Origin of the sequence: Neptunomonas phycophila (genome assembly GCF_001922575.1) — a bacterium.
Taxonomy (GTDB): Bacteria; Pseudomonadota; Gammaproteobacteria; order Pseudomonadales; family Balneatricaceae; genus Neptunomonas; species Neptunomonas phycophila.
Map to the genome: position 1 here is coordinate 2,563,830 of NZ_MRCI01000001.1, position 24,709 is coordinate 2,588,538.

28 protein-coding genes are annotated in these 24,709 nt (G+C 45.3%); 16 read left to right on the forward strand and 12 right to left on the reverse strand.

The annotated features are described in order from the left end of the window. The first annotated feature begins 67 nt into the window (after positions 1 to 67). From ppa to BS617_RS11695, 3 genes are all read left to right on the forward strand, one after another. On the forward strand, positions 68 to 601 hold the full coding sequence (gene ppa, locus BS617_RS11685; protein ID WP_075172973.1) for an inorganic diphosphatase: 534 nt from the start codon (positions 68 to 70) through the stop codon (positions 599 to 601). A 105-nt stretch (positions 602 to 706) separates the two neighbouring features. Continuing rightward, positions 707 to 1,063: a putative quinol monooxygenase gene (locus tag BS617_RS11690; protein ID WP_075172974.1), complete on the forward strand. Its 357-nt coding sequence runs from the start codon at positions 707 to 709 to the stop codon at positions 1,061 to 1,063. A 334-nt stretch (positions 1,064 to 1,397) separates the two neighbouring features. Then, positions 1,398 to 1,955 (forward strand): hypothetical protein, encoded by a 558-nt coding sequence (locus tag BS617_RS11695; protein ID WP_075172975.1) that lies wholly within the window; start codon positions 1,398 to 1,400, stop codon positions 1,953 to 1,955. 84 nt (positions 1,956 to 2,039) lie between these two features. Here BS617_RS11695 and BS617_RS11700 read toward each other — a convergent pair whose 3' ends face one another. After that, complete coding sequence (locus BS617_RS11700) at positions 2,040 to 2,921, reverse strand: LysR substrate-binding domain-containing protein (protein ID WP_075172976.1); 882 nt, start codon at positions 2,919 to 2,921, stop codon at positions 2,040 to 2,042. A 152-nt stretch (positions 2,922 to 3,073) separates the two neighbouring features. Here BS617_RS11700 and BS617_RS11705 point away from each other — a divergent pair, with 152 nt between their 5' ends. Then, positions 3,074 to 3,751 carry a glutathione S-transferase family protein gene (locus BS617_RS11705; protein WP_075172977.1) on the forward strand — a complete coding sequence of 226 codons (678 nt, stop codon included), beginning with the start codon at positions 3,074 to 3,076 and terminating at the stop codon, positions 3,749 to 3,751. 8 nt (positions 3,752 to 3,759) lie between these two features. Here BS617_RS11705 and BS617_RS11710 read toward each other — a convergent pair whose 3' ends face one another. Then, positions 3,760 to 4,218, reverse strand: a complete 459-nt coding sequence (locus BS617_RS11710; protein WP_075172978.1) for an Lrp/AsnC family transcriptional regulator — start codon at positions 4,216 to 4,218, stop codon at positions 3,760 to 3,762. 150 nt (positions 4,219 to 4,368) lie between these two features. Here BS617_RS11710 and BS617_RS11715 point away from each other — a divergent pair, with 150 nt between their 5' ends. Further along, complete coding sequence (locus BS617_RS11715) at positions 4,369 to 5,349, forward strand: nucleoside recognition domain-containing protein (protein WP_075172979.1); 981 nt, start codon at positions 4,369 to 4,371, stop codon at positions 5,347 to 5,349. Positions 5,350 to 5,361: 12 nt separating this feature from the next. Here BS617_RS11715 and BS617_RS11720 read toward each other — a convergent pair whose 3' ends face one another. The 5 genes from BS617_RS11720 to BS617_RS11735 all read right to left on the reverse strand — a co-directional run bounded on the left by BS617_RS11720 (position 5,362) and on the right by BS617_RS11735 (position 7,510). Next, positions 5,362 to 5,691 (reverse strand): antibiotic biosynthesis monooxygenase family protein, encoded by a 330-nt coding sequence (locus BS617_RS11720; protein WP_246283253.1) that lies wholly within the window; start codon positions 5,689 to 5,691, stop codon positions 5,362 to 5,364. Positions 5,692 to 5,781: 90 nt separating this feature from the next. Then, a complete protein-coding gene (locus BS617_RS18285; RefSeq protein WP_170870346.1) occupies positions 5,782 to 5,922 on the reverse strand; it encodes a hypothetical protein in 141 nt (46 codons plus the stop codon). Positions 5,923 to 6,311: 389 nt separating this feature from the next. Further along, on the reverse strand, positions 6,312 to 6,614 hold the full coding sequence (locus BS617_RS11725) for a hypothetical protein (RefSeq protein ID WP_075172981.1): 303 nt from the start codon (positions 6,612 to 6,614) through the stop codon (positions 6,312 to 6,314). Between the two features lie 41 nt (positions 6,615 to 6,655). Beyond that, positions 6,656 to 7,150 carry a hypothetical protein gene (locus tag BS617_RS11730; RefSeq protein ID WP_075172982.1) on the reverse strand — a complete coding sequence of 165 codons (495 nt, stop codon included), beginning with the start codon at positions 7,148 to 7,150 and terminating at the stop codon, positions 6,656 to 6,658. Between the two features lie 60 nt (positions 7,151 to 7,210). Continuing rightward, positions 7,211 to 7,510, reverse strand: coding sequence for a hypothetical protein (locus BS617_RS11735; protein ID WP_075172983.1), 300 nt, complete (start codon positions 7,508 to 7,510; stop codon positions 7,211 to 7,213). 293 nt (positions 7,511 to 7,803) lie between these two features. Here BS617_RS11735 and BS617_RS11740 point away from each other — a divergent pair, with 293 nt between their 5' ends. Continuing rightward, complete coding sequence (locus tag BS617_RS11740; protein WP_075172984.1) at positions 7,804 to 8,490, forward strand: DUF502 domain-containing protein; 687 nt, start codon at positions 7,804 to 7,806, stop codon at positions 8,488 to 8,490. A 101-nt stretch (positions 8,491 to 8,591) separates the two neighbouring features. Here BS617_RS11740 and BS617_RS11745 read toward each other — a convergent pair whose 3' ends face one another. Further along, entirely contained in the window at positions 8,592 to 9,881 is a 1,290-nt protein-coding gene (locus BS617_RS11745; protein ID WP_075172985.1) for a uracil-xanthine permease family protein, read from the reverse strand. A gap of 57 nt (positions 9,882 to 9,938) precedes the next feature. Continuing rightward, positions 9,939 to 10,565: a uracil phosphoribosyltransferase gene (gene upp / locus BS617_RS11750; RefSeq protein WP_075172986.1), complete on the reverse strand. Its 627-nt coding sequence runs from the start codon at positions 10,563 to 10,565 to the stop codon at positions 9,939 to 9,941. A 195-nt stretch (positions 10,566 to 10,760) separates the two neighbouring features. On the opposite strand from upp, the gene BS617_RS11755 reads away from it, so the two are divergent. Beyond that, positions 10,761 to 11,321 (forward strand): hypoxanthine-guanine phosphoribosyltransferase, encoded by a 561-nt coding sequence (locus BS617_RS11755; protein WP_075172987.1) that lies wholly within the window; start codon positions 10,761 to 10,763, stop codon positions 11,319 to 11,321. 77 nt (positions 11,322 to 11,398) lie between these two features. Here the strand turns inward: BS617_RS11755 and BS617_RS11760 are convergent, their stop codons facing one another. After that, a complete protein-coding gene (locus tag BS617_RS11760) occupies positions 11,399 to 12,166 on the reverse strand; it encodes a ParA family protein (protein WP_075172988.1) in 768 nt (255 codons plus the stop codon). Between the two features lie 17 nt (positions 12,167 to 12,183). After that, the gene (locus BS617_RS11765) at positions 12,184 to 13,221 is read right to left on the reverse strand and encodes a DUF2333 family protein (RefSeq protein WP_075172989.1); all 1,038 of its coding nucleotides are present in this window, start codon (positions 13,219 to 13,221) and stop codon (positions 12,184 to 12,186) included. A gap of 561 nt (positions 13,222 to 13,782) precedes the next feature. Between BS617_RS11765 and accB the strand changes: the two genes are divergently transcribed. The 9 genes from accB to BS617_RS11810 all read left to right on the forward strand — a co-directional run bounded on the left by accB (position 13,783) and on the right by BS617_RS11810 (position 23,484). Beyond that, positions 13,783 to 14,241, forward strand: coding sequence for an acetyl-CoA carboxylase biotin carboxyl carrier protein (gene accB / locus BS617_RS11770; RefSeq protein ID WP_075172990.1), 459 nt, complete (start codon positions 13,783 to 13,785; stop codon positions 14,239 to 14,241). A gap of 33 nt (positions 14,242 to 14,274) precedes the next feature. Then, a complete protein-coding gene (gene accC, locus BS617_RS11775; protein WP_075172991.1) occupies positions 14,275 to 15,615 on the forward strand; it encodes an acetyl-CoA carboxylase biotin carboxylase subunit in 1,341 nt (446 codons plus the stop codon). Positions 15,616 to 15,715: 100 nt separating this feature from the next. Further along, entirely contained in the window at positions 15,716 to 16,609 is an 894-nt protein-coding gene (gene prmA, locus BS617_RS11780; protein WP_075172992.1) for a 50S ribosomal protein L11 methyltransferase, read from the forward strand. Beyond that, a complete protein-coding gene (locus BS617_RS11785; RefSeq protein ID WP_075172993.1) occupies positions 16,606 to 17,448 on the forward strand; it encodes a DUF3426 domain-containing protein in 843 nt (280 codons plus the stop codon). The genes prmA and BS617_RS11785 overlap by 4 nt, the downstream gene beginning before the upstream one ends. A gap of 128 nt (positions 17,449 to 17,576) precedes the next feature. After that, positions 17,577 to 18,563: a tRNA dihydrouridine synthase DusB gene (dusB, locus tag BS617_RS11790; protein WP_075172994.1), complete on the forward strand. Its 987-nt coding sequence runs from the start codon at positions 17,577 to 17,579 to the stop codon at positions 18,561 to 18,563. A gap of 32 nt (positions 18,564 to 18,595) precedes the next feature. After that, complete coding sequence (gene fis, locus BS617_RS11795) at positions 18,596 to 18,883, forward strand: DNA-binding transcriptional regulator Fis (protein WP_075173556.1); 288 nt, start codon at positions 18,596 to 18,598, stop codon at positions 18,881 to 18,883. A 33-nt stretch (positions 18,884 to 18,916) separates the two neighbouring features. After that, on the forward strand, positions 18,917 to 20,515 hold the full coding sequence (purH, locus tag BS617_RS11800) for a bifunctional phosphoribosylaminoimidazolecarboxamide formyltransferase/IMP cyclohydrolase (protein ID WP_075172995.1): 1,599 nt from the start codon (positions 18,917 to 18,919) through the stop codon (positions 20,513 to 20,515). A gap of 57 nt (positions 20,516 to 20,572) precedes the next feature. After that, positions 20,573 to 21,853, forward strand: coding sequence for a phosphoribosylamine--glycine ligase (gene purD / locus BS617_RS11805; protein ID WP_075172996.1), 1,281 nt, complete (start codon positions 20,573 to 20,575; stop codon positions 21,851 to 21,853). Between the two features lie 215 nt (positions 21,854 to 22,068). Continuing rightward, positions 22,069 to 23,484 carry a tetratricopeptide repeat protein gene (locus BS617_RS11810; protein ID WP_075172997.1) on the forward strand — a complete coding sequence of 472 codons (1,416 nt, stop codon included), beginning with the start codon at positions 22,069 to 22,071 and terminating at the stop codon, positions 23,482 to 23,484. Between the two features lie 31 nt (positions 23,485 to 23,515). On the opposite strand, the gene BS617_RS11815 is transcribed toward BS617_RS11810, so the two are convergent. Next, the gene (locus BS617_RS11815; protein ID WP_075172998.1) at positions 23,516 to 24,703 is read right to left on the reverse strand and encodes a L,D-transpeptidase Cds6 family protein; all 1,188 of its coding nucleotides are present in this window, start codon (positions 24,701 to 24,703) and stop codon (positions 23,516 to 23,518) included. Positions 24,704 to 24,709 lie beyond the last annotated feature (6 nt).

Genomic DNA, 24,709 nt, shown 5'->3' on the forward strand with positions numbered 1-24,709 from the left:
GATACGGCTTTTATAATCGGATCAATTCCCTCTTAACTGACCTTTTATTTTAAATAGGAAAATACGCATGAGCTTTGCAAAAGTATCTGCGGGTAAAGACGTCCCGAACGACATCTACGTAATCATCGAAATTCCAGCGGAAAGCTCGCCGGTTAAATACGAGATAGAAAAAGACGAAGACGCTCTTTTTGTTGACCGCTTCATGGCTGCACCTATGTTCTACCCAGCGAACTATGGTTATATCAACAACACATTAGCTGACGACGGCGATGCGGTAGACGTTTTAGTACTAACGCCTTACCCTGTTGTACCGGGTTCTGTGATTCGTTGCCGCCCAATTGGTGTGCTTAACATGACAGACGAAGCCGGTGAAGATGCCAAATTGCTAGCGGTACCGCACGACAAGCTAACTAAGATGTATAAAGACGTAAATGACATCAGTGACTTGCCTGAAATGACATTAGCACGCATCAAGCATTTCTTCGAAAACTACAAAGGTCTAGAAGAAGGCAAGTGGGTTAAGCTAAATGGCTGGGAAGGTGCTGATGCAGCTCGTGCCGCTATTATAGAAGGTGTAAAAGCTTACGAAGCCGCTAAGTAAATTACTGGCGCTTGTTAAAAAAGCCTCCTTCGGGAGGTTTTTTTGTACCCAATAATTAACACTTAATAACCCCATTAAATGACGCTGACAACTTAAGGATCGAATATGTCTAAAAAAGTATATTGCACAGCTCAATTCCAACCTAAAGCGGGCTTAGAAGATGAAGTGTTCGCCAAACTACAAGCCCTAGAGCCAAACGCTCACCGTGAAGATGCCTGTATTTTGTATACAGTGACGCGCCACATCAGTAGTCCATTCGCTGATGGCGATAGCTTTCCCATCGTATTTCATGAAATCTGGGCTGATATGGAAAGCTTTGAAGCTCATTGTCAGCGCGAAGAGATAAAAGCCTTCTTTGCAGAGAACTGTGATGCAGAACATGGACCCATAATTAAGTGGAATGTCACTATTTACAGCGACGAACCCAATAATTTTGACGCTCCAATCATACAAAAAAGTTAAATATTAAGGATTTCTAACGAAATCCTTTTATCCACTAAAAATCTCTCTTACAGTAGAGTAACCTGTTGACTGGGCAATACACGGATGGAGCCCTAAGCGTCTCACTATGGAAGGTAATACAGTGTGCTCTATCCCCTCCCTCGCCGTATCCCTCTACAGGCTTTTTTAAACTTAAATTCGGGCAATACCCCGCTGTTGTAGCCATTCGGTTAGCACCTTAGACAATCTTATATAGGCAAATAACAATGCGGGTTTCGCATTACAACTCTGCCTAATAGGAAGGGACTAAACGTGTCTATTGTTTGGACTGCGGTCTGCTCCATAAGGAGAACACATGTTACGGAAACGCTTTATTTCACCCCTATTGATAGGTTTAACCTTATCATCGCTGCCAGCTTTAGCTAATGCGGGAAAAAAACCGATGTGTCACACCTTCGAAGGCACCTTCACGATTGCCGTCGATAATCACTGTGACGTCACGAAACTATCTGGTCGCCGTTACTGGTATCCCGATGTCCAGTTTTTATCAGAAGTAGGTGTACCTGATACGTGCTTTACTGGCTCAGTGACAGGCACATTAGGCGGGCTACCCATGAAGGGCAAAACTTACTCAGGACAAACCGTCAATAATTTCCCAACTCTTGACCAAAAACAACTCTTTACCGCTATCACAGTATTGGATGCTAAAACGATTCATGGTCATCGTTTAGGAAAAATTATATTTAAAGACACAGGGATAGTAGATTTGACCAACTTTCTTGCAAACGAACAGCTCATCGCAACAGCAGGCACAAATTACTTCCAAAATATCACCGGCAGTATCGCCGCTACGGGCAACGAATTTGCAGGTGCCAACTTAAGCGGGCAATTATGCATAAGCTCTAAAAGATAGTAATTTTCCTCTGAGCTGTTGATCACCCGAAACACTGCTATGCAGGGCGCAAAGCCCTGCTTTTACTAAAAATTGGCAACGACTCTAACTATTCTGATGCTTTGTTTTATCACGTTGGCGGAAACGCTCACAAAGTTCAGCGGCTTGGCTGACGCCCATCAGCGGATGAGACTTAGGCGCTACCGATAAAACGATGTCAACAGCGGGCAATGGCGGTAAGTTATTAGCATCGCTTTGATCTGACGTCAGCTCTACTAAGCCAACAGATAAACTTGAACGAGCCATGGCACTAACCCCCAATCCTTTACGCAGTAGGTTTTTAATAACTGTTGCACTAGGCGTGGCACAAAATAGCTGAAAAGCCCGTCCCCGTTTTTCTAAACCATCAATACTTGCGCTATGGTACTTACAATCAGCTTCATACAAAATGAGCGGTAATACTGGGCGCTTCAACAACGCTTCAAAGCCACCATGCACCCAAACACCGGTATCATGCTTCAACAAGTAGCCTTCTTCTTTTTCGGGAGACCGCGTTAGAATAGCCAGGTCAAGATCGCCATTATCTAACATCAAACGTAATTGAGTACTACAATCACACACTATTCGGATTGATAATGTAGGCACCAATTCGGTCAGCAAAGCCACTATTTCAGGCAAAACAGACTCGGCATAATCATCAGGACAACCTATACGTAAAGCCGGTTGCTGACCGCTATCCACTAGCATCCCTAATGCTTCATCATGCGTGGCAATAATACGACGAGCGTAACTTACTAAAACGCGACCAGAATCCGTTAGCTCTAAGTAACGACCATTCTTACGAAACAGACTTTGTCCTGATTCGTCTTCTAGTTTTTTCATTTGCATACTAATGGCGCTCTGCGTTCGAAACGTCTGTTTCGCTGCTCTCGTAAAGCTTCCCGTATCAACAAATGCGATATACGCCCTTAGCGCCTCAATATCCAATTGTTAGCCTCCACCACAACCCATTCAAAAATCAAATAGATGCTATTAAAACTATTCGTTAGTCGTTTAACTTACAAGCATACACAATGGCTTTATATTTTTTATCACGCAAGCACATTGCAAGAGCTTTAGACGACACAAGGATATGTAACATGGAACTCATCATTGGTAATAAAAACTATTCATCATGGTCATTGCGCGCTTGGTTTATGCTCGCCAGCTTCAACGTCGACTTTGAAGAGACTGTCCTGCCTTTATTCACAGACGAATTCAGGAACAAAATTACAGCCCTGTCACCTACCGGAAAAGTACCCGCCTTGCAGGACGGCGATCTACAGGTTTGGGATTCACTAGCCATCTGTGAATACGTTAACGACCACTATTTAAATGGAAATGCCTGGCCGCACAATTCTAAATCACGGGCTATTGCACGTGCTATCTGCTGCGAAATGCATGCAGGGTTTACAGCGTTGCGCAATGAAATCCCAATGAACTGCCGTGCGACTCGCTATGTTGAACTCTCTGAGCAAGCCCAGCAGGATATTGCCCGCATAGATGATCTGTGGGCAGCTCTACGCCAGGAACATAAAGCGGATGGACCTTGGTTGTTTGGTGCATTAAGCATCGCGGATGCTATGTATGCACCCGTTGTATCACGCTTTAAAACTTACGGCATTCCCCTGTCAGCAGAAAGCCAAGCGTACGCTGATCATGTACTTAATTCAGAGACAATGCAGACATGGTACGACGCTGCACTTCAAGAAACGTTGATTGTCAAAGAAGACGAAGCAGGTACGGAATTACCCAATAATACCGACCCAGCTACATAAGCCGTTATCTATAACGCGATCTCAGTCGTAAATTTCACCTGACGAATCGAGATCGCTGTTCTGAATTTACGAATATTCAAATCTGCATGTAATACACGTTCAACGAATGCCTCAAATGCCTCAATACCTGCCACGGTAACAATCAATACAAAGTCATACTCACCTGTCACTTGATAACACTGAGTCACTTCTTTAGCATCATTAATCGAACGGCGAAACTGTTGATAGATATCCCCACGATCCCGCTCCATTTCGATAGAGACAATCATGCACATTTGGCTACCCGCAAGCTTTGGGTTCAGCAGAGAAACATCAGCCGTGATAACACCGAATTCACGTAAGCGTTTCACTCTCTTTAGGCATGCCGGCGGTGACAACCCCACTCGATCTGCTAGCTCTACATTAGCCATACGATTATTACGTTGTAGGTGAACTAAAATTTTTCGGTCAAGCCCATCAATATCCAAAATTTCTCCAGAAACAAAATATATAGGGATTTATTTCTTAAAAATTAATAAATAGAAATATTATTAATAAATACTAACAAACAACGAAATTCTATACCCAAAAAACCCATCATAATAGTGGCCATACGACATCAAGATATGAGTATCCACATGACATCCTTACAGCATTTCTTTTACCAACTCACACACGAGATTTATAAGGTATCCACAACACTCTTTAAAGTGCTCATACCCGCCATTATTTGTGTAAAAATCTTAGAAGAGCTAGGGCTAGTATATTATATTGGTCTAGCCATCTCCCCTCTCATGCAATGGGTTGGTTTGCCTGAGAGCATGGGGTTAGTGTGGGCCACTACCATTTTTACCAACATCTATGCGGGCTTAATCATATTAGCCAATACGCCGTTAGACACCCCGTTAACAATTGCACAAGCTTCGATACTAGGCACCATGATGCTGCTAGCCCACGCATTGCCGGTTGAAGCGGCCATTGCACGCAAAGCAGGTATCAGCTTGTGGATAACACTCTTGGTGCGAGTCGGTGGTGGGTTATTGCTAGGTATTTTGTTAAATGTGCTTTACAGCAGTGGGGATTACTTCGCCACACCAGCCCATAGCCTGCTACATTTTGAAGTATCCACCAATACCAGCCTAGTGGGATGGGCAAAAGACCAGATCGTCGGCTTATTTATCATTCTGGCAGTCATTTCCGTGCTTCTATTCACTCTAAAAATTCTACGTATTCTGCGTATCGAAAAACTCATCGCTATTGCGTTACGCCCCTTCTTAAAAGTGCTCGGAATAAGCCAACAAGCGACCAGTCTTACGCTAATAGGCATTACATTAGGCTTATCATTTGGAGGAGGACTACTTATTAATGAAGCACAAAACGGGAAAATAGCGGCCAGAGATGTATTCACGTCAATAATGCTACTGAACTTACTGCATAGTCTTATTGAGGATACCCTACTCATTCTGATGATCGGTGCTGATTTTTATACGATTTTTTGGGGAAGGCTCATTTTCGCAGTTTCTGTCATTTTTATTATGACACGGCTTTTAGACTTGTTGAGCGAGGAAAATCGGCAGCGCTTTTTCTATCGGTCAGTTGTTAAAAACTCTCCCGGATAAGAACAGTAAGCTCTAAAACTTAGGTTCGGCTCGGTATTGCCTAACAACCTCTGTTACCTCTACGGAATATTCTTTATACCAACGGTTACGCCCTAACCGTTGTGCCTGTTTATGTTCACTATCGGCATGCCAAGCTTTAACGTGTTCATGTGATGGCCAATACGAAACAGCCACTTCTTGATCACCTTCGGTCACGGCATAAAAATCTAAACAGCCATAGTGATCAAACGCCAGTTGTCGCATTTTTGCGGCCATTATTTGATAATCTTCGTCTAAAAATTGTATTTTGGCTCGAAAGATCACAGCAACCATTCTGATCTCTTTATCAGATGAAGTGCCCATAATAACTATTAACCTTTGGATTATTTAGCGGTTAGTAACTCGCTTGTTAAGAGTTTACTCGCCTATAGTGTTTGCAATAGCCACCTGAAATTAGACAGTTAAAGCAACCCAAGCGGCGGCGGCAACCCAAAGCATGCCTTTAGCTAAAAAGAACACAAAGCTCGCACTAGCGGCTTTTTTCCAATTCATTTTTTGTACCCAACTTGGCAACTTAGATATTCTTGATTGCATCGCAACAACCCCTTCTTTCAAAAATGAAAATACTGAAACTAGCAGCTCAAGTAATTTCAATATTCACCGAGCAAAATACATGTTCGGTGCTAGTACTATATTGTAGACGTTAATTGTCCAAGCTCTTCTGTTCGCTCGCATCAGAGGCCAGTAAGGACCTATGGACTAGCGCAACAGCTTACTTATTAGACATCATAGGGGAATATGACGATTTAATAAAATAACAATTCACAAGAACAGTGATAGTGTAAAGCTATAAGAAATTAATTTCTCAGCAGTTTCACATTAAGAAAGGAAAAGCATTAGCATGCCGAATTAAAGAGAAGCAATAAGGAAATAGCGCCCGCATAGTGGCACATAGTGGCAATAACAAGCCAGCATTTGGCTGATTATTCGCGATTAAGCCACTTGAGCAATTGGCTACGTACACTCGTAATTAACAGTGTTTTTACAATACCCATTAAAGCGCTCGATTGCTTAGACTGCTCAGCATTTTGAGAAGACTCAAATGCCGGAACTTTCGTTAAAAAACCAATACCAAATGTAATAAATAAGTTTTGGGGCTTAACCATTTTTCGCTCTACGCTACTAACCCAGTTGGTTTTCATTCCAGACGCGATTTGCCGCTTCATCATGGCATGACTGGCATGATGTTTTACGCTTTTTTCAAGGCTAGACAGTGATTCGTCCATTGTATTCCTCTCTAGTATTAAGCTGTATCTTCAACCTGAGCTTATGCATCCTTATCCATTGCTGAGCTTTGGGTATGCTTAGACGACAACTGGCTCAACGTATTGTTAAATGACAAGTGCGTCGAAGTTTTAAGGAACCATCTCCATAGAACAAAAGCACTGCACAACAAGACGACAGCGGTAATCAAAAGAACAGCAGGCAGGGAGACCCCTGCCTGCCATATCCATACTGAGAGGGAAGCTATGCCGAGTATCCACGCCGACACTAATAAAATGGAGATACTACAAGCTAACGCTAGCATTCTCATCGCGGAACGAACCACTAACTTCGCTTCTAACTGCGCAAGATTAAGAACTTCTGTTCCCCAAGATGTATAGGCTGTAACCACATCGGAAAGCGAACTCCCTTCAAAAGTAGACTGTAGCTCTTCTTCGCTTGTGCGATCACTACCAGACTGAGAGGGGTCGCCCTGCGGGGGTAAACTTTGGTCCTGACTTTGAGTTTTAGCTATGTAGGGTTCTGCGTGTGGTGACATGCTGCATCCTCAGACGGAAACTTCAATAAACAGGAACAGTGGACTGCACTGTGCTGTGGATTACTTTTTACCTAACAAGGAAGCAACCACCGCTCCGGCTAGGAAAGCAATACCAACCGTTTTTAATGGATTTTCACGTGCATAATCACCCACAGCGCTAGACACTTGAGAAGAACGTGCTTTAGCTGTTTCTGCAATTTGATGTGCTTGCGCTGACAGTTCTTCTGCTACTACATGTAATTTTTCTTCACCGGCACCCGCGGCTGAAGCGGCACGATCAACGGCCCCATGCGCTTTAGTGGCAACTTTATCAATTGTGTTATGAGCTTGTACTTCTTCAACATTTTTTGCAGTAGACATGATGTTTCTCCTAGTGACACAAAATAAAACGTTTTTTAAGGCTCAAAGTGAGCCAATAGATACAACCAGTAAACTTAGTAGCAATATTGCAAACCGCATGCCAAGCCCGTAAAGCATTGATATAAAAGAAGTTCGATAATATAACTTCAATTACCCAATCCACTTTCGTGTTAAAACTTCATAGGGAGGATGCAATTTTTTCAATCGCCCTACTTTGTATACGACTCATTCCAAGAACTTCCTCAACTATGAAGGGATAAGGTATGCTGTCAGCTTCACATTGAGGAAATTTAATGAAACGCACACTAAAACTCGTCCTACAAGGATTAGTAGCTGTCTTACCGCTTGTTTTGACTGCCTACTGCATTATTTGGTTCATCACCTTCCTCGAAGATAGTACCCAACAGCTATTATTATTTATCCTTCCTGATGGTGCCGATATTCCACCGGGTATGGGTATTATTGCTGGCTTATTTCTGCTGTTCTTTGTCGGCTTAATGGTTAATACCTACGGCATGCAGTACTTAATGCGCCTAGGTAGCCAGATCATGGAAAGCATTCCACTGGTCAAATCAGTCTATGGGGCAATACAGGACATTATTTCAGTCTTCAACCTGAGCGGTAAAAAAGACATGAAAAGTGTAGTTAGTGTCGATGTTAATGGAATGCAGTTAATAGGTTTTATAACGGGCGAGGAAGCCGGTAAAGATTTATTCAAAGATGAAGGCCGCGTGGGAGTATACCTACCAATGAGCTACCAAATTGGAGGCTTCACGGTATACATTGAAAAAGAGCGTTTAACCTATCTGGATATCAGCGTAGAGCAGGCCATGCGTATTGCCATAACAGGTGGCGTGCAATCTCATAAAGAAGAGGAAGAAGACCTCATTAATCCACTAACCCAGTTCATCCAAGGCCATACGCACAAAAAAGATGAAACGGGCGAATCTTCTAAAAAAGAGACTAGTAACAAGCCCTAACCCCTCTACTAAACTGATAGGGCAAGAACATGCTCAGCAAATACGACTTTAACCGGCCGTATCTGCTGAGTGAGTAAAGAATCAATCAGACCGTGCAACGTCTAACGAGCATGATCAATTAAATCATCAACCACGGCTTTTTCTTCGTGCAAATCGCTAGGCGTATTACTTTTTTCTTCCGGTAATACCGCATTTAAGAAGATGGCCACTATTCCGCACAAGCTGATCCCCTGAAGGCTAAACTCGCCGTTACCGACCGTCATACCGCCAATACCAAAGACCAATGTAGTAGCAACAATCACTAGATTTCGCGATTGGGCTAAATCCACACGTGCTTTTATTAAGGTATTAAGACCAACCGTGGCAATAGAGCCAAACAACAAGATCATAATGCCCCCCATAACAGGGGTTGGAATCGTTTGTAAAACAGCTCCAAACTTAGAAACCCAAGCCAACAAAATTGCAAAAATGGCAGCCCACGTCATCACAATTGGATTAAACGCTTTCGTTAACATCACAGCGCCTGTCACTTCCGAATACGTGGTATTGGGTGGCCCACCAAAGGCACCCGCTGCAAACGTTGCCAACCCATCACCAAAGAGTGTGCGATGTAAGCCTGGTTTTTTAATGAAGTCTTTGTTCGTAATATTGCTGATCGCTAAAATATCACCCACATGCTCAATGGCCGGAGCGATAGCCACAGGGATCATGAACAAGATCGCTTGCCAATTAAACGTAGGGAATACAAAATCAGGCACAGCAAACCATGACGCCTCACCAATAGGCGCTGTAGACACCATCCCCATGCTAGCTGCCACTATCATTCCCACGGCGACACCGAACAATATTGGTATCAGCCGAAACACTCCACGAGCAAAGACAGCCGCTAAAAGTGTTGCCAGCAAAGCCGACATCGATACTATTAACGCATCAACATACGGAAATAGCTCGGCCGAACCATCACCTGTTTTACCTAATGCCATATTAACCGCAACAGGGGCTAAACCAAGACCAATCACCATAATGACAGGCCCTGTCACAAGGGGCGGCATTAACCTATGGAGAAAACCTACTCCATTAAACTTAACAAACACGCCTAACAACATATACACAACACCAGCAGCCATTAAGCCACCTAAGGTGTCTGAAACACCCCAAGTTTGTGTGCTGTATAAAATAGGAGCTATAAAGGCAAAAGAAGAGGCCAAAAAGATAGGAACAGAACGATGTGTGACCCACTGAAACAGTAGCGTGCCCACACCCGCGGTAAATAGAGCCACACTAGGGTTTAGGCCGGTTAAGAGTGGGACCAAAACGAGTGCTCCGAATGCTACAAAAAGCATTTGGGCACCAGAGAGCATCGACTTCAAGAACGAGTCGGTTGATAACATGAAAAAACCTTACTTTAAAATAGAGCCAATGGAAGACCGCAGCTAACCCGTAGTTGATTAGCGCGTACCAAAAATCTTATCACCCGCATCGCCTAAACCAGGCATAATATAGCCCTGCTCATTTAAGTGGCTATCGACAGATGCCGTATAGATATCCACATCGGGATGAGCACTCGTTACTTTATCAAGCCCTTCAGGTGCAGCAACCAACACTAAAGCACGAATATCAGTACAACCAGCGGCCTTAAGCATCTCGATGGTAGCAATCATTGAACCGCCCGTAGCCAACATGGGGTCAACAATTAACGCCATACGCTCTTCGATGTCGTGCGCTAATTTTTCAAAATAAGGGACAGGCTCAAGCGTTTCTTCATCTCGATAGAGGCCTACAACACTAATTTTTGCACTAGGTACCAAATCTAGCACTCCATCTAACATACCAATACCTGCACGCAAGATAGGGACTACCGTAAATTTTTTACCCTTAATACGCTCACCTTCAATTGTGCCGCACCAACCTTCAATTTCATAACTCTCAAGCTCTAAATCTTTGGTTGCCTCGTACGTCAACAAAGCCCCTACTTCAGCCGCTAACTGTCGAAAGCTTCGGGTACTTTTTGACGCTTCTCGCATAATGCTCAGTTTATGTCGAACTAACGGGTGCTTGATCTCTTTTACGCTCATAAATAATGTCCTAATAGATAGGGCTTCCGACCTGCCCGTTTTGCCATTCATCTCAGACGAAAGAGTAACGAAACCTGACTCAAATGTCATGATTTCACGACAAGCACTTGCCCTTTATCAGAGGCAGACGTATCGTTTCGGTTTTAAAAACCATTAAAAACAGCTAAACGACTGTACAAGCTGTACGAGAGAACTATGTCGCAGACAGATATTGAGCATATCAAACAAGTGTATGCAGAAGCCGATTTGCTTTTTACACCCGCCGAAATCGAAGCCGCAATTACTACTATGGCCCAAGCCATTACTCAAGACATGCGTGATGCCAACCCTGTAGTTTTTTCAGTAATGAATGGGGGGCTTGTGATCGCTGGTCAGTTACTGACCAAATTAGACTTCCCGTTAGAGGCCAGTTATTTACACGCTACTCGCTACCGTAACAGCACATCAGGCCATGGTTTAGAGTGGAAAGTGGCTCCGATGATCGACTTTAAAGATAGGCCAGTGCTCATCATTGATGACATTCTTGACGAAGGCCACACACTGGTTGAAATAGTAGAGCATTGCAAAGCAAAGGGAGCCGCTAGCGTTAAAACGGCTGTCTTAGTCAACAAACTGCACGATAGAAAAGCTCGCCCTGATTTGCAGGCTGATTTTGTAGGCCTAGAAGTTATCGATCGCTACATCTTTGGCTTTGGTATGGACTACCATGGCTACTGGAGAAATGCAGACGGTATCTATGCCGTTAAAGGGATGTAAAAAATCATACGTGCATAAAAAAACGGAGCGATAGGCTCCGTTTTTTTATAGTGAGTCACGCACAATTGAGCAAGCGCTTAGTCACGATGAAGCTCGTCAAATAAATCAATAAATTCTAACGTTAGCTTATGGTTGGGAGCCAAATGAATAAGCGGCTTTGATACGTTATGCGATTCTTTCATTTTCACTGAAGACGATATTTTAGCGCTCAATACCGGTAATGAATCAGCTTCTAGTTCTGCTACTATTTTCTTAGGTAAAGAAGCACGAGGCTGGTATTGATTCACCACGATTCCCTCAATACTCAGACCTTCATTATGATCCATTTTGGTTTCGTTAATATTGTCCATCAACGAGTAAAGTGCATGACGAGCAAACTCGTCACAATCAAACGGAATCAAGCAGCGCTGCGCAGCCACAAGCGCTGATAGGGTAAAAAAGTTAAACGCTGGCGGCGTATCAATATAAATAGCGTCATAATCGGTCAGCTGATCCAAAGCCTCTTTTAACTTGTAAATTTTATGCTTGGTCTCTAGCCGGGTTTGTAAGTCTGCGACATCAGGGTTTGCCGGTAACAAAAACAAATTGTTGTAAGGCGTTTCATGAATAAAAGCCTCAGGCCCTTGCGGTTTCAACTGAAAAGTCAGTGTCTGCTCAAAAAACGCTTTGATGTCTTTATCTAGCTGGTCACTCCCTTCCCCATAGATATATTGAGTTGAGTTACACTGGGGATCTAAATCGATCAGTAAGGTTTTTAAGCCTCGCTGAGCGCTAATCGCTGCGAGATTTGAAGCAATACTGGACTTACCTACACCGCCTTTTTGATTAAAAACCACACGCTTCATCTAAATCCCCTTATGTATCATCCTTGAGAAAGTAGTTCTCGAAGATCAATAATTGCCGCATTAGCCCGCGATATATACGAAGCCATTACCAATGAGTGGTTAGCTAAGAAACCAAACTCCGTGCCGTTCAAAATCATAGGACTCCAAATTGTGGCTTGCGTGGCCTCTAGTTCACGAATAATTTGCAACAAGCTTACACGTGCATTTTTCTTATCAAGCGTAGGTCCAAAGTCTTGTTCAATTCCTTTCAATAGATGGATCAGCGCCCATGATGTCCCTCTAGCTTCATAGAAAACATCATCAATTTCTAACCATGAGGTTTTAATCTCGGTATCGTCCGCTTTTTGCGTGGAGTCTCCCGTTGAAGACTCAAACCCAGCATCCGTATCTAAACGTTTTTGCCCCACGCTAGCGCTCAGACGCTGCGACAAGCTACCTAAACGTGTGCTCACATCGCCCAGCCAGTCATTCAAGTTATCAGCACGAGCATAAAACTGAGCATCGGTTTGCTGAGGGTCAAGCAATCGATTGAAGTAAGATTTTTGCAAAGAAAGCGATTTTCGGTACTCAGATTCTGTAGACGGAAACAGCCAGCTGTTATTGTTAAAGTTTAATAAAGGCTCTGCTTTAGCAAGATCGACATCTTCCGTCGATTGCGACTGTGATCGACTAAAATCTTTTCGCATGGCTCGTGCCATGTCACGGGCCTGAACAAGCACACCAAACTCCCAGTGCTCGATATTATCCAACCACAGACCTGGCGGCGTTTTGTCGTTGGTTAAATAACCACCGGGCTTTTCTAACAAAGTTTCAGTAATTTTAACCAACGCCCCCATCGTACCCGCACCAACAACTGGCTGAGCTGACGCATCCGTAACCGACGCATCGCGTACACTGAACTCTGAAGGTTCAATACTCCAATAAACCCCCAAGCCAACGCAAACCAACAAATACACAATGACCAACGAGGAAATAGCCTTAGCAATTTTGCTTCCGGCAAATAAGCCAGTTGTACCATCCCAAAACCGAAACCACATTTTTTTAACTGTATCCAAAACAACTCCTTAAACGCGCAATGGCCACCTGTATTTTTGCACTGCACACTGAATCTTTTATGCCTTCGATGATCACCCATTTACAGCGGATAATCAATCACCGCCTTGGATCACGAGCGAGGATCGTTCTAAGTATGTAAAAAACTGTACTTTACTGTCGTTGAAAATATCCAGAAAATGCGAAAAGTTTCATTTATTGACTATCCTTTAGTCTAAGGCCAGAGAAAAAGTGCAACGAACGTCGGCAAAACTGCATGTATCCTGCAAAATTTTTAGCATTCGGTGGACACGTAAATGCCTTTAATGCAAACTATCGCAAAAAATGGCTGTCGCACAAAAGTGATTACGTCGTTGTGCTTTTTGCAGCAACTTGCAGGTGATATCGAGTACTTTTCAGGGGATTTACAGAACCTGAATACCCTCTATCACAGGTTAATAATTTGACGTTTTAGAACTAAACATTAGCAATTGACTGCTAATTACAGCCAAATGGATTTACAAGCTCAATTACCGACTAGAATACAAGCCGCTAACGCCCAGTATTAAGAGAAAGAGATAAGAATGGACATTCGCAAAGTTAAAAAACTGATCGAACTGCTTGAAGAATCGAACATCAACGAAATCGAAATTAAAGAGGGCGAAGAATCTGTACGTATCAGTCGCGCCTCTAGTGTTGTTCCTCAAATGATGCAAATGCCTGCAATGGCAGCTCCGGCTCCTGCGGCGGCGCCAGCAGCACCGGCGGCCCCTGCAGCTGTTGAAGCTCCAGCAGAAGCTCAATTTAATGGCCATGTTGTTAAGTCACCAATGGTTGGCACATTCTACCGTTCACCATCTCCGAGCTCTCCTGCATTTATCGAAGTAGGAAAAACAGTTAAAGCCGGTGATGTTATTTGTATCGTTGAAGCGATGAAAATGATGAACCAGATCGAAGCCGACAAATCAGGCGTCATTGAGTCGATCTTAGTAGAAGATGGTCAGCCAATTGAATATGACCAACCACTTGTAACGATCGTTTAATATTGCCCAATACAGCGAAAGGAAATTAACCAGATGCTGGATAAAGTAGTTATTGCTAACCGTGGTGAGATCGCCCTGCGAATCCTCCGCGCGTGTAAAGAGCTGGGCATTAAGACAGTAGCGATTCACTCCCAAGCTGACCGCGAATTGATGCATGTGCGTCTCGCGGATCAAGCGGTGTGTATTGGCCCTGCGTCCTCAGCCAAAAGTTACCTCAACATACCTGCGATCATTAGTGCAGCGGAAGTGACTGATGCCTCCGCTATCCACCCTGGCTACGGCTTTTTAGCCGAGAATGCAGGCTTCGCAGAACAAGTAGAGCGTTCAGGCTTCACTTTCATTGGCCCAACCGCAGATGTTATCCGTCTCATGGGCGACAAAGTTTCTGCCATTGAAGCCATGAAAGCGGCAGGTGTACCAACCGTACCAGGCTCTGACGGCCCATTGTCAGATAACCCAGACGAAATACGCGCCATTGCCAAACGTATTGGCTACCCTATCATCATCAAAGCGGCTTCTGGCGGTGGTGGTCGCGGTATGCGCGTCGTTCACTCTGAAGCCTCGCTAATTAACTCTGTACACGTTACTAAGTCAGAAGCCGCTGCGGCCTTCGGCGATGAAACTGTTTACATGGAGAAGTACCTAGAAAACCCACGCCATGTGGAGGTTCAGGTATTAGCGGACGGTCAGGGCAACGCAATCCACCTGTATGATCGCGATTGCTCTATGCAACGTCGTCACCAAAAAGTAGTGGAAGAAGCGCCGGCTCCGTTAATTGATGAAGACGCTCGTGCCAAAGTTCTTCAGTCTTGTGTCGATGCCTGTATTAAAATTGGCTATCGCGGCGCTGGTACTTTCGAATTTTTATACGAGAATGGCGGCTTCTACTTCATCGAAATGAACACTCGAGTTCAAGTAGAGCACCCTGTAACAGAGATGGTTACTGGGGTTGATATTGTAAAAGAGCAATTGCGTATTGCCGCGGGCTTACCGCTTTCCTATAAGCAAGAAGACATTGTCGTTCGCGGCCACGCGTTTGAGTGCCGTATCAATGCCGAAGACTCAAAAACATTCTTGCCTAGCCCGGGTAAAGTCATTCACTTCCATGCACCGGGTGGTAACGGTGTACGTGTTGACTCACATATCTATGATGGCTACACAGTGCCGCCTCACTACGACTCCCTGATTGCTAAGCTGATCACGTACGGAGAAGACCGAGAAACCGCTTTAATTCGCATGCGTAATGCATTAGAAGAACTGCTGGTAGAAGGTATCCGCACGAACACTCAGCTACACCAAGAGATCGTCCGCGACGCGCACTTTATGGAAGGTGGGGTTAACATCCACTACCTAGAGAAAAAGTTAGGACTCTAAGACTAATAAGCCATAAAAAGCCCGCCTTGCGGGCTTTTTTATTTTACGCCCCTACTAGTTTACGTAATAATCTGCCCTTTAGTTTCTAGGATCCAACATCATGCCTTGGTTACAAATTAAGCTCGAAATCAACCCTGATTCAGCAGAACGTTATGAAGATATATTGCTGGAAGCCGGTTGTGCAGCGGTCACCTACCAAGACAGTGAAGACCAGCCTATTTTCGAACCCGACTTAGGAACGACGCCTTTATGGCAACGCACCACCATCTCAGGATTATTTGATACTGATTATGATATGGCTGCCACCGAAGCGTTTATTCGAGAAGCCCACTCAACGATTTTCAAGAACAGCGATTTCCCAACCTTTAGCGCAGAGATCTTAGAGGACAAGGATTGGGAACGCGAGTGGATGAAAAATTACCATCCAATGCAATTTGGTCAACGACTGTGGATCTGCCCAAGCTGGCGAGAAGCTCCAGACCCAAACGCCGTTAACCTTATGCTAGATCCGGGTCTTGCCTTTGGTACCGGGACTCACCCCACAACCGCGTTATGCTTAGAGTGGCTAGATGCTCAAACGCTTGAAGGCAAAAAAGTAACAGATTACGGCTGTGGCTCTGGTATTTTGGGTATTGCCGCCCTTTTATTAGGGGCAGACCATGTCATCGCTGTTGATATTGATATTCAGGCTATCCAAGCTACACGCGACAATCTCGGCCGCAATAAACTCAGTGATGACCGCTTAGACGCCTACTTACCCGAATCTGCCCCACAAGCAACAACCGATGTCCTGGTTGCTAATATTCTTGCGGGTCCATTGGTAGAGTTGGCCCCTACCCTAGCCGAACGAGTCAAACCGGGTGGCCTATTAGCGTTATCTGGATTACTTATCCATCAAGCGGACGAAATAATCCAAGCCTACAGCCCTTGGTTTGATCTTGACCCTGTTGCAGAACGAGAAGAATGGATCAGGGTAACTGGCGTTAAACGATGAGCGAAGCTTCTTTCATCACAAGCTGCCCTGAATGCAAAACGCGCTTTAGTGTTAATGCAGGGCAGCTCAAGATTGCCGCTGGAAAAGTACGCTGCGGTGTTTGCTTACAAGTTTTTGAAGCTAAGCCTGCCATATCGCCAGAGCGCAAAAGCTCGACAGCCAAGCCTATGGCGCCGGCATCGTCAGCGAAACCAGCTCGTAGCCCCTCTCAAAGCCAGCCGCTTACCGCTAGTAGGGATGACGCCTTTAACCGCCACTCTCCTTCGCTGAACACAGCCTCCAAGCCAAAGCTATATATTCCTGTTGAAAAAATAAGTGTTTCAACCAGCCCTGTTCCTAGCAACAAAATATCCTTACCCAACTCCATAGCTGCTGGGTTTTCATTAGTGCTGATTGTGTTATTGCTATTTCAGGTTGCTTGGTTCAAACGCACTGACTGGCTCAATAACCCCACACTTCGCCCTTTGTACGCGCCTTTTTATGAGTTAGTAGAAGTTCCTATGCCCCCTAGGGCGGCTCCAAACCTGATACGCGCTTATCAGCTCACTTTACAGCCTCATGAACAGCACCAAGAAGCTCTGCGTATCTCACTGCTTTTAGAGAACAATGCATCATTTGCGCAACCGTTTCCTAGCATGCAACTAGAATTTATGGATGTAAAAGGCCGACTTATTGCACAACGCCTTTTTACGGCCACGGAGTATATCAACGCACAATTATTTCCAGAGCAGCTCATTCCAACACATCAACCTATTCAGATTCAGCTTGACATTCTCAACCCAGGCCGACGAGCTGTCAGTTATCAGGTAAAGCTAATTCCAGATAGCAAAAATGGTTAAAAAATCATCAAAACGGCTTGGAGCCATTCGCGCTTGCGGGTATGATTACGCCCTCCCTGATTCCATGCCACGTCCTCCTTTTTATTAACGAGGAGTGGGTAATTCATTTCTGACGTTTGAAGGTTGCTATGTTCCGGATCGGCCCCTACAGCATAGATAGTCAGGTTATCCTAGCCCCCATGGCAGGAGTAACCGATCAGCCTTTCAGAAACCTGTGCCGTCGCCTTGGTGCTGGCTTGGTCGTTTCAGAGATGGTGACTGCAGACAGCCGTTTATGGAACAGTCGCAAATCAACACTGCGAATGAATCATACCGGCGAGCCTGAACCGAGATCGGTTCAAATAGCGGGTGGTGATGCCGATATGCTGGCGCACGCGGCTCGCTTAAACGCAGAGCGCGGTGCTCAAATTATCGATATCAATATGGGCTGCCCGGCTAAAAAGGTTTGCAACAAAGCCGCAGGTTCTGCTTTATTGAAAGATGAGGCACTCGTTCAGTCTATATTGACGGCTGTCGTATCCGCGGTTGACATACCGGTCACTCTAAAAATTCGTACGGGCTGGTCCACAGACAACCGCAACGCCTTAACGATTGCGCGAATGGCTGAGGATGCCGGCATCCAAGCGTTAGCGGTCCATGGGCGTACGCGTGCATGCGGCTACAAAGGGGATGCTGAGTACGACACCATAGCGGCTATACGGGATGTTATATCCATACCATTATTTGCTAATGGCGATATCACTACCCCTGAAAAGGCCTATCAAGTACTGCAACATACAGGCGCTGATGCCGTCATGGTAGGTCGAGGTGCGCAGGGTAACCCATGGATTTTCAGAGAGATAGATCATTACTTACGCCATCATGAGCATCTGGACCGGCCTACTAAAGCCGAGATCAAAGCAGTGCTGCTTGATCACTTAGACGCACTTCATGTTTTTTATGGCGATGTGATGGGCCCGCGAATTGCTCGCAAACATGTTGGCTGGTACTTGAAAGATCAGCCAAATAGCGTATCGTTCCGCGCTCATTTTAATCAACTAGAAACTGCATCCGAACAAGTCACAGCACTCGGGCATTATTTTGACGATGCAACTACCGACTTTGCTGCGGCCTGATTCACTTCAACGGGTATATAAGTACTGTGGATATTAAAGAAAACACAACAGCCGCTTTCTCAAAAGCGGAAGGCCTTCAGAACAGCGTTCAGCAACCAACACTACGCGATAACGTTCAGGCCTCATTGAGTAACTATTTTAAGCAGCTTGACGGCCAGCCAGTTACCGATGTTTATCAAATGGTGCTTTCTGAAGTTGAAGCGCCTCTGTTCGAAACAGTCATGGCCTATACCAAAGATAACCAAACTAAAGCTTCAGAACTACTAGGGCTTAACCGTGGCACGCTTCGCAAAAAGCTTAAGCAATACGGTTTACTGTAACTTTTAATTTTCAGCATAGTGGCAAATATAACCATGGCAGAACAAAACTACACCCCTATTCGTCGCGCACTTATTAGTGTTTCGGACAAAACTGGTATCGTTGAATTCGCACGCGAATTACAAGCGTCTGGCGTTGAGATCCTTTCAACCGGCGGAACGTTTAAGCTTTTATGCGATAACGCAATCCCAGCAATTGAAGTATCCGACTACACCGGCTTCCCTGAAATGATGGATGGCCGCGTAAAAACACTGCATCCCAAGGTGCATGGCGGTATCTTAGGGCGTCGCGGGCAGGATGATGCGATCATGAATGAGCATGGCATCAACCCAATCGACATGGTTGTTGTCAATCTATATCCGTTCGAGCAGACCATCGCTCGTGAAGATTGCGATTTGCCGTTAGCGATCGAAAATATCGATATCGGTGGACCAACGATGGTGCGCTCGGCGGCGAAGAACCATAAAGACGTAGCCATCGTTGTCAATGCATCTAGCTACGCAGCTGTATTAGCTGAATTAAAAGCCAACAATGGCCTAGGCTACAAAACACGTTTTGATCTAGCTCTGCAGGCTTTCGAACACACGGCACGTTACGACGGTATGATCGCAAACTACTTAGGTACTATCGATCAAACCTCTGAAAACCTAAGCACTGAAGGCCGCGACGCCTTCCCACGGACATTCAACACACAGTTCGTTAAAGATCAGGACATGCGCTACGGCGAAAACCCTCACCAAAAAGCCGCTTTTTATGTTGAAGCGGCACCGCAAGAAGCCTCTATTGCGACTGCCACTCAGCTCCAAGGTAAAGAACTGTCTTTCAACAATGTTGCCGATACCGATGCAGCGCTTGAGTGTGTTAAATCTTTCACTAAGCCTGCTTGCGTCATTGTAAAACATGCCAACCCTTGTGGCGTTGGTGTAGCACCGGAAGGTATTTTAGCGGCCTATGAACTGGCTTATGCTACTGATACCGAGTCTGCTTTTGGCGGCATCATCGCGTTTAACCGCGAACTGGATGCAGCAACAGCACAAGCCATTGTTGATCGCCAGTTTGTAGAAGTGATCATCGCTCCTAAAGTCAGCCCAGAAGCGGCGGCTGTGGTTGAAGCGAAAAAGAATGTTCGCTTACTCGCCTGTGGCGAATGGCCTAGCGAACGCATCGGCGGCTTAGACTACAAACGTGTCAACGGTGGCTTATTAGTTCAAGACCGTGATAACGGCATGATCTCAGTTGATGATTTAAAGATTGTCACTAAACGTCAACCAACTGAAGATGAATTAAACGATCTTATCTTTGCTTGGAAGGTCGCCAAGTTTGTTAAGTCCAACGCGATTGTTTACGCTAAAAACCGTCAAACAGTGGGCGTTGGAGCGGGTCAAATGAGCCGTATTAACTCGGCGCGTATTGCTGCCATTAAAGCGGAACATGCAGGCCTACAGGTTGCGGGCTCGGTTATGTCTTCTGATGCCTTTTTCCCATTCCGAGATGGTATTGATGCCGCGGCGGCTAATGGCATTGCTGCCGTCATCCAACCCGGCGGTTCGATGCGTGACCAAGAAGTTATTGATGCGGCTGATGAGCACGGCATGGCGATGGTCTTCACCGGTATGCGCCACTTCCGCCACTAAGCATTTTACAAAAAGCAACGCTCATTAGCGTTGCTTTTTTATGAAGGAGAACCTCCTATGAAAATTTTAATTATTGGATCAGGCGGCCGTGAGCATGCCCTCGCTTGGTCTGCTGCAAAAGACGAACGCGTCACTGATATTTTTGTAGCCCCAGGTAACGCAGGTACCGCTAACGAGCCGAAAATGTCCAATGTCAACATTGGCGTGCAAGACATCCCCGCCCTTGTTACTTTTGCTAAAGACAACCATATCGCTTTAACCATTGTTGGCCCAGAAGCCCCTTTGGTAGACGGTGTTGTGGATGCTTTCCGTGCAGCTGATCTAGCAATCTTTGGCCCAACAGCCGACGCTGCTCAATTAGAAGGCTCCAAAGCGTTTACAAAAGACTTTTTAGAACGCCAAAAAATCCCAACAGGGGATTACAAAAACTTTACCGAAGTGGAGCCCGCTATCGCCTACGTTCGCGAAAAGGGCGCTCCTATCGTTGTTAAAGCAGATGGCTTAGCCGCTGGTAAAGGCGTCATTGTGGCCATGACTTTACAAGAAGCTGAAGACGCCATTAAAGACATGTTAGCGGACAACGCCTTTGGTGATGCCGGTAGCCGTGTCGTTATTGAAGAGTTTTTAGACGGCGAAGAAGCCTCATTTATCGTAATGGTTGATGGCGATAATGTACTACCCATGGCTACCAGCCAAGACCACAAACGCGTAGGGAATGGCGATACAGGGCCTAATACAGGCGGAATGGGGGCTTATTCACCAGCACCTGTTGTTACTCCTGAAATCCATGACCGCATCATGTCAGAAGTCATTATGCCAACCGTTAAAGGTATGAAGGCTGAAGGCAACGAATACACAGGCTTTTTGTACGCGGGCTTGATGATCATGGCAGATGGTACTCCTAAGGTCATTGAGTATAACTGCCGCTTTGGTGACCCTGAAACGCAACCTATCATGTTACGATTACAATCAAGCATTGTAGAACTTTGCGAAGCAGCTATCGCGCGTAAGCTCGATACTACAACGGCACAATGGGATAGCCGCTGCTCCGTGGGTGTTGTAATGGCCGCCGGTGGTTACCCAGGTGATTATGCCAAAGGTGATGTAATATCCCTGCCTGATAGCACTCCCGAAGGGACTAAAATTTTCCAAGCCGGTACTGTGCTTAAGGACGACCAAGTAGTGACGGCCGGCGGGCGTGTGCTGTGCGTTACCGCATTAGGTGATACAGTTACCGAAGCACAATCGCGTGCCTATGATGTGTTAAAAACTGTTAGTTGGGATGGCGCTTTCTACCGAACTGACATCGCTTATCGAGCCATTGCCCGAGAAGCATAATCAAGATTACTAAAAGCCACTAAAAATAGTGGCTTTTTTTTGTCAAAAACAAAGATTAACAGAGGGTTAAGCGTGATAAAGTACAATCTCTGGACTCGAAACGCGAAATTGTAAACTATAAACTTATATCAGCCCGTTGCGGCTTGTAAGGTTAGTCGGTACTCTTCTGTTTCATTTTTATTTAACGATTTCGCACTAGTGGATTTACGCGATTTATGGATATTAAACGCACACCCCTTGCCATCATTTTGGCTGCAACAATGGCCACAGGCTGTAGCGCAAGTAATCGAGATGATTCACGCCAATCTTACTGCCGTAATGGCGGGTCAACGACTGACTATACTTGCGACCAAGAAAAACAAATTCCAGATCGTGAGCTCATTGGTTCTAAGAGCTTACCTTCTACTGACGAAGCGTGGATGCAAAGCAAACTCGCTGAAATCAAAACATGGTTGCAGCAAGAAAAAACGGACTCTAACGGTGACGTTAGCTCTACACAAAAGCCAGCCAATGCACGAATTTCAGTGCGAGACCCTTCTGCCACAGACCCCGAGCTAATGCGCATTGAGGCCATGTCACGCAAAGGCGACCATCGTGCTGCTATGTCTGCCGTTAATAGCTTTCTAGCCAACAACCCAGAAAACTTAGAAGGCCAACTAACTAAAAGCTTAGTGCTCAATAACATGGGGCGCTTAGACGAAGCCGAGTCGCTTTTAAAATCGGCGATTAACCGCTACCCAACTTCTCCAGAAGTCTACAATAACCTAGCGGTTCTCTATGCCGAGCAGGGGGACTACGGGCAAGCTATTGAAACTTTACTACAAGCCTTTAGTACTCACCCGACATACGCACAAGTTCATCAGAACTTGCGTGAGCTTTACGCCACTGTCGCTTCTCAGGCATACAGCCGAGCATTGGACCTTAACCAACAAACGAACTCTCCTCAGCTCGTAATGTTGCGTCGTACATCGGATGTCAATTCGCCCGATCTTGGCTATCAAGCGGCGTCTATCAGCACGCAAGCTTCGTTATCTGAAAATGATAAAGCGGTAGCATCTAACCAGCCAAAACCGGCTGCAGTTGAAAAGCCTGTTATCAAACCGGCTGCAACAGTTGAAGCGAAGCCGATAGAAAAGCCTGTCGTTATCGCTGCAGTAAAACCGGAACTGAAGCCCGAGACGATAAAGCCTGAACCGCCAAAAGTAGAGCCACCTAAAGCGGCAGTTGTGAAAGCCCCAGAACCTGTTATTGTCGAAGCATCAACTAAAGCTGATGAGCCTTCAACACCTCAGTTAGTTCGTGAAGCGGTAGCCCATGTAAATGCTTGGGCTAAGGCTTGGGCAGCTCAAGACATTGACGGCTACTTAAACAGCTACACCAATAACTACCGCCCTTCGACGAAACTATCTCATAACGGCTGGGTTGCGCAGCGTAAAGACCGCTTAGCAAAACCAACTTTCATTAAAGTTGAACTGGCTAACGTGAAAACTACCATCCTAGATAGCAAAACAGCGAAGGTGACTTTTAATCAGTCTTATCAATCTAATACCTACAAGGATCAAACGAACAAACAACTGACTCTGACACGAATCAACGGTCAGTGGTTAATTGTTAAAGAACAGTCTCTGTAGTAATCAACCAGCTAACTACGCGGCTAATCGCTTAGTTAGCTGGTGCCTTATCAACTAACCGCTCATCTACAATTAACCAACGATTATCTCGTTTAATCCAAGTTAGCACTTTTTGTACGTTATCCTGATAACCCGAGGCACGATATAATTGCCAAAAGCGGGTTTCATACGTAACCCCATCACGCGTTATATTCACAGGACCTATCTCTACTCTTATCCATTCTGGCGCGGTAATACGCTGCTCTCGCCAAGAACGCCATTGCTCAGCGTCTGGCTGGTCTTGGGTAGAATAGTCATCATCATAGAAGCTAAAATAAGCCACCGGTGTTTGCGACTCCCACGCGCTAGCCCAATCATGAACCGCTGACGTAAGCGTGATACGTATCTCATCACCCATCATAGAACCTAAAACAGCATCAATATCCAATGCATCAGGATATGTTGGTAACTGATCTATATCTTTAGGAGGATTGAGAGAAGCCTCGGTACTAATGCTATCTAGCAGCGTTTGCGATGCCTCGGTGGCCTGTTTTTCCAACTGCTGAGTGGGTGAAACTTCAGGGAGGGGCTCGCCTTCACTAGTCAGAAACTGACTTATCATCTGACTCAAAGAGGTAACTAATGAGGCGTCTCGAACGAGCATTGCACCTATTGTAAGTGAAACCACCGCAACGACGCTTATCGCAATGCGCCGTAAAGAATTGGAGTCAGGTAAAGAGTGCAGTAATGGGCTCTCAACAGACTCAACGAGGCGTCCACGCAACTTCACCAAGCCAGGGCTACGCAACCGTTTTGAATCCAGTGTCAATAGAATACGTACGGCATACTGACCTTGAGTATTCATTGGCAACGAGTCAGCAATGTCTTCAAGAACGGCGTCGTTCAGTTTATCGCCGTTAATATATAGCCATAAAACATTACCCTCTTCCGCCCAACGCCTTAAAAAGTGCTGCCGATAATTGGAATTAGATTTAGGCTGGGAAAGCAACTGGTCTAAGCAGTCGTTGAACGATACATACTGATTCGTCTCAGACCAGCGGGGTAAAGGAATGGTTAAGTCTCGTTCAAACCTGGCTATGAGCGCTTCAGGATTCGGCACATTAATCTGAACAATGCCAAACTCAGGTAATGCCTGTTGTAACCAGCATGACCATACTTCTAAATTAGAACGGCGTTTATTTTTTTCAGTTCCCAATAAACGAGGGTTTATGCTAACCACGTTATC

Bases quoted from the DNA above. Each gene is read 5' to 3' on its own strand.
- BS617_RS11690 (WP_075172974.1), top strand. From the start codon at position 707: ATGTCTAAAAAAGTATATTGCACAGCTCAATTCCAACCTAAAGCGGGC.
- purD (WP_075172996.1), top strand. From the start codon at position 20,573: ATGAAAATTTTAATTATTGGATCAGGCGGCCGTGAGCATGCCCTCGCT.
- accB (WP_075172990.1), top strand. From the start codon at position 13,783: ATGGACATTCGCAAAGTTAAAAAACTGATCGAACTGCTTGAAGAATCG.
- BS617_RS11735 (WP_075172983.1), bottom strand. From the start codon at position 7,510: ATGTCTACTGCAAAAAATGTTGAAGAAGTACAAGCTCATAACACAATT.
- BS617_RS11725 (WP_075172981.1), bottom strand. From the start codon at position 6,614: ATGGACGAATCACTGTCTAGCCTTGAAAAAAGCGTAAAACATCATGCC.
- upp (WP_075172986.1), bottom strand. From the start codon at position 10,565: ATGAGCGTAAAAGAGATCAAGCACCCGTTAGTTCGACATAAACTGAGC.
- dusB (WP_075172994.1), top strand. From the start codon at position 17,577: ATGTTCCGGATCGGCCCCTACAGCATAGATAGTCAGGTTATCCTAGCC.
- BS617_RS11740 (WP_075172984.1), top strand. From the start codon at position 7,804: ATGAAACGCACACTAAAACTCGTCCTACAAGGATTAGTAGCTGTCTTA.
- BS617_RS11730 (WP_075172982.1), bottom strand. From the start codon at position 7,150: ATGTCACCACACGCAGAACCCTACATAGCTAAAACTCAAAGTCAGGAC.
- BS617_RS18285 (WP_170870346.1), bottom strand. From the start codon at position 5,922: ATGCAATCAAGAATATCTAAGTTGCCAAGTTGGGTACAAAAAATGAAT.
- BS617_RS11755 (WP_075172987.1), top strand. From the start codon at position 10,761: ATGTCGCAGACAGATATTGAGCATATCAAACAAGTGTATGCAGAAGCC.
- BS617_RS11695 (WP_075172975.1), top strand. From the start codon at position 1,398: ATGTTACGGAAACGCTTTATTTCACCCCTATTGATAGGTTTAACCTTA.
- BS617_RS11705 (WP_075172977.1), top strand. From the start codon at position 3,074: ATGGAACTCATCATTGGTAATAAAAACTATTCATCATGGTCATTGCGC.
- BS617_RS11760 (WP_075172988.1), bottom strand. From the start codon at position 12,166: ATGAAGCGTGTGGTTTTTAATCAAAAAGGCGGTGTAGGTAAGTCCAGT.
- ppa (WP_075172973.1), top strand. From the start codon at position 68: ATGAGCTTTGCAAAAGTATCTGCGGGTAAAGACGTCCCGAACGACATC.
- BS617_RS11715 (WP_075172979.1), top strand. From the start codon at position 4,369: ATGACATCCTTACAGCATTTCTTTTACCAACTCACACACGAGATTTAT.
- accC (WP_075172991.1), top strand. From the start codon at position 14,275: ATGCTGGATAAAGTAGTTATTGCTAACCGTGGTGAGATCGCCCTGCGA.
- prmA (WP_075172992.1), top strand. From the start codon at position 15,716: ATGCCTTGGTTACAAATTAAGCTCGAAATCAACCCTGATTCAGCAGAA.
- BS617_RS11785 (WP_075172993.1), top strand. From the start codon at position 16,606: ATGAGCGAAGCTTCTTTCATCACAAGCTGCCCTGAATGCAAAACGCGC.
- BS617_RS11810 (WP_075172997.1), top strand. From the start codon at position 22,069: ATGGATATTAAACGCACACCCCTTGCCATCATTTTGGCTGCAACAATG.
- BS617_RS11745 (WP_075172985.1), bottom strand. From the start codon at position 9,881: ATGTTATCAACCGACTCGTTCTTGAAGTCGATGCTCTCTGGTGCCCAA.
- purH (WP_075172995.1), top strand. From the start codon at position 18,917: ATGGCAGAACAAAACTACACCCCTATTCGTCGCGCACTTATTAGTGTT.
- BS617_RS11720 (WP_246283253.1), bottom strand. From the start codon at position 5,691: ATGGGCACTTCATCTGATAAAGAGATCAGAATGGTTGCTGTGATCTTT.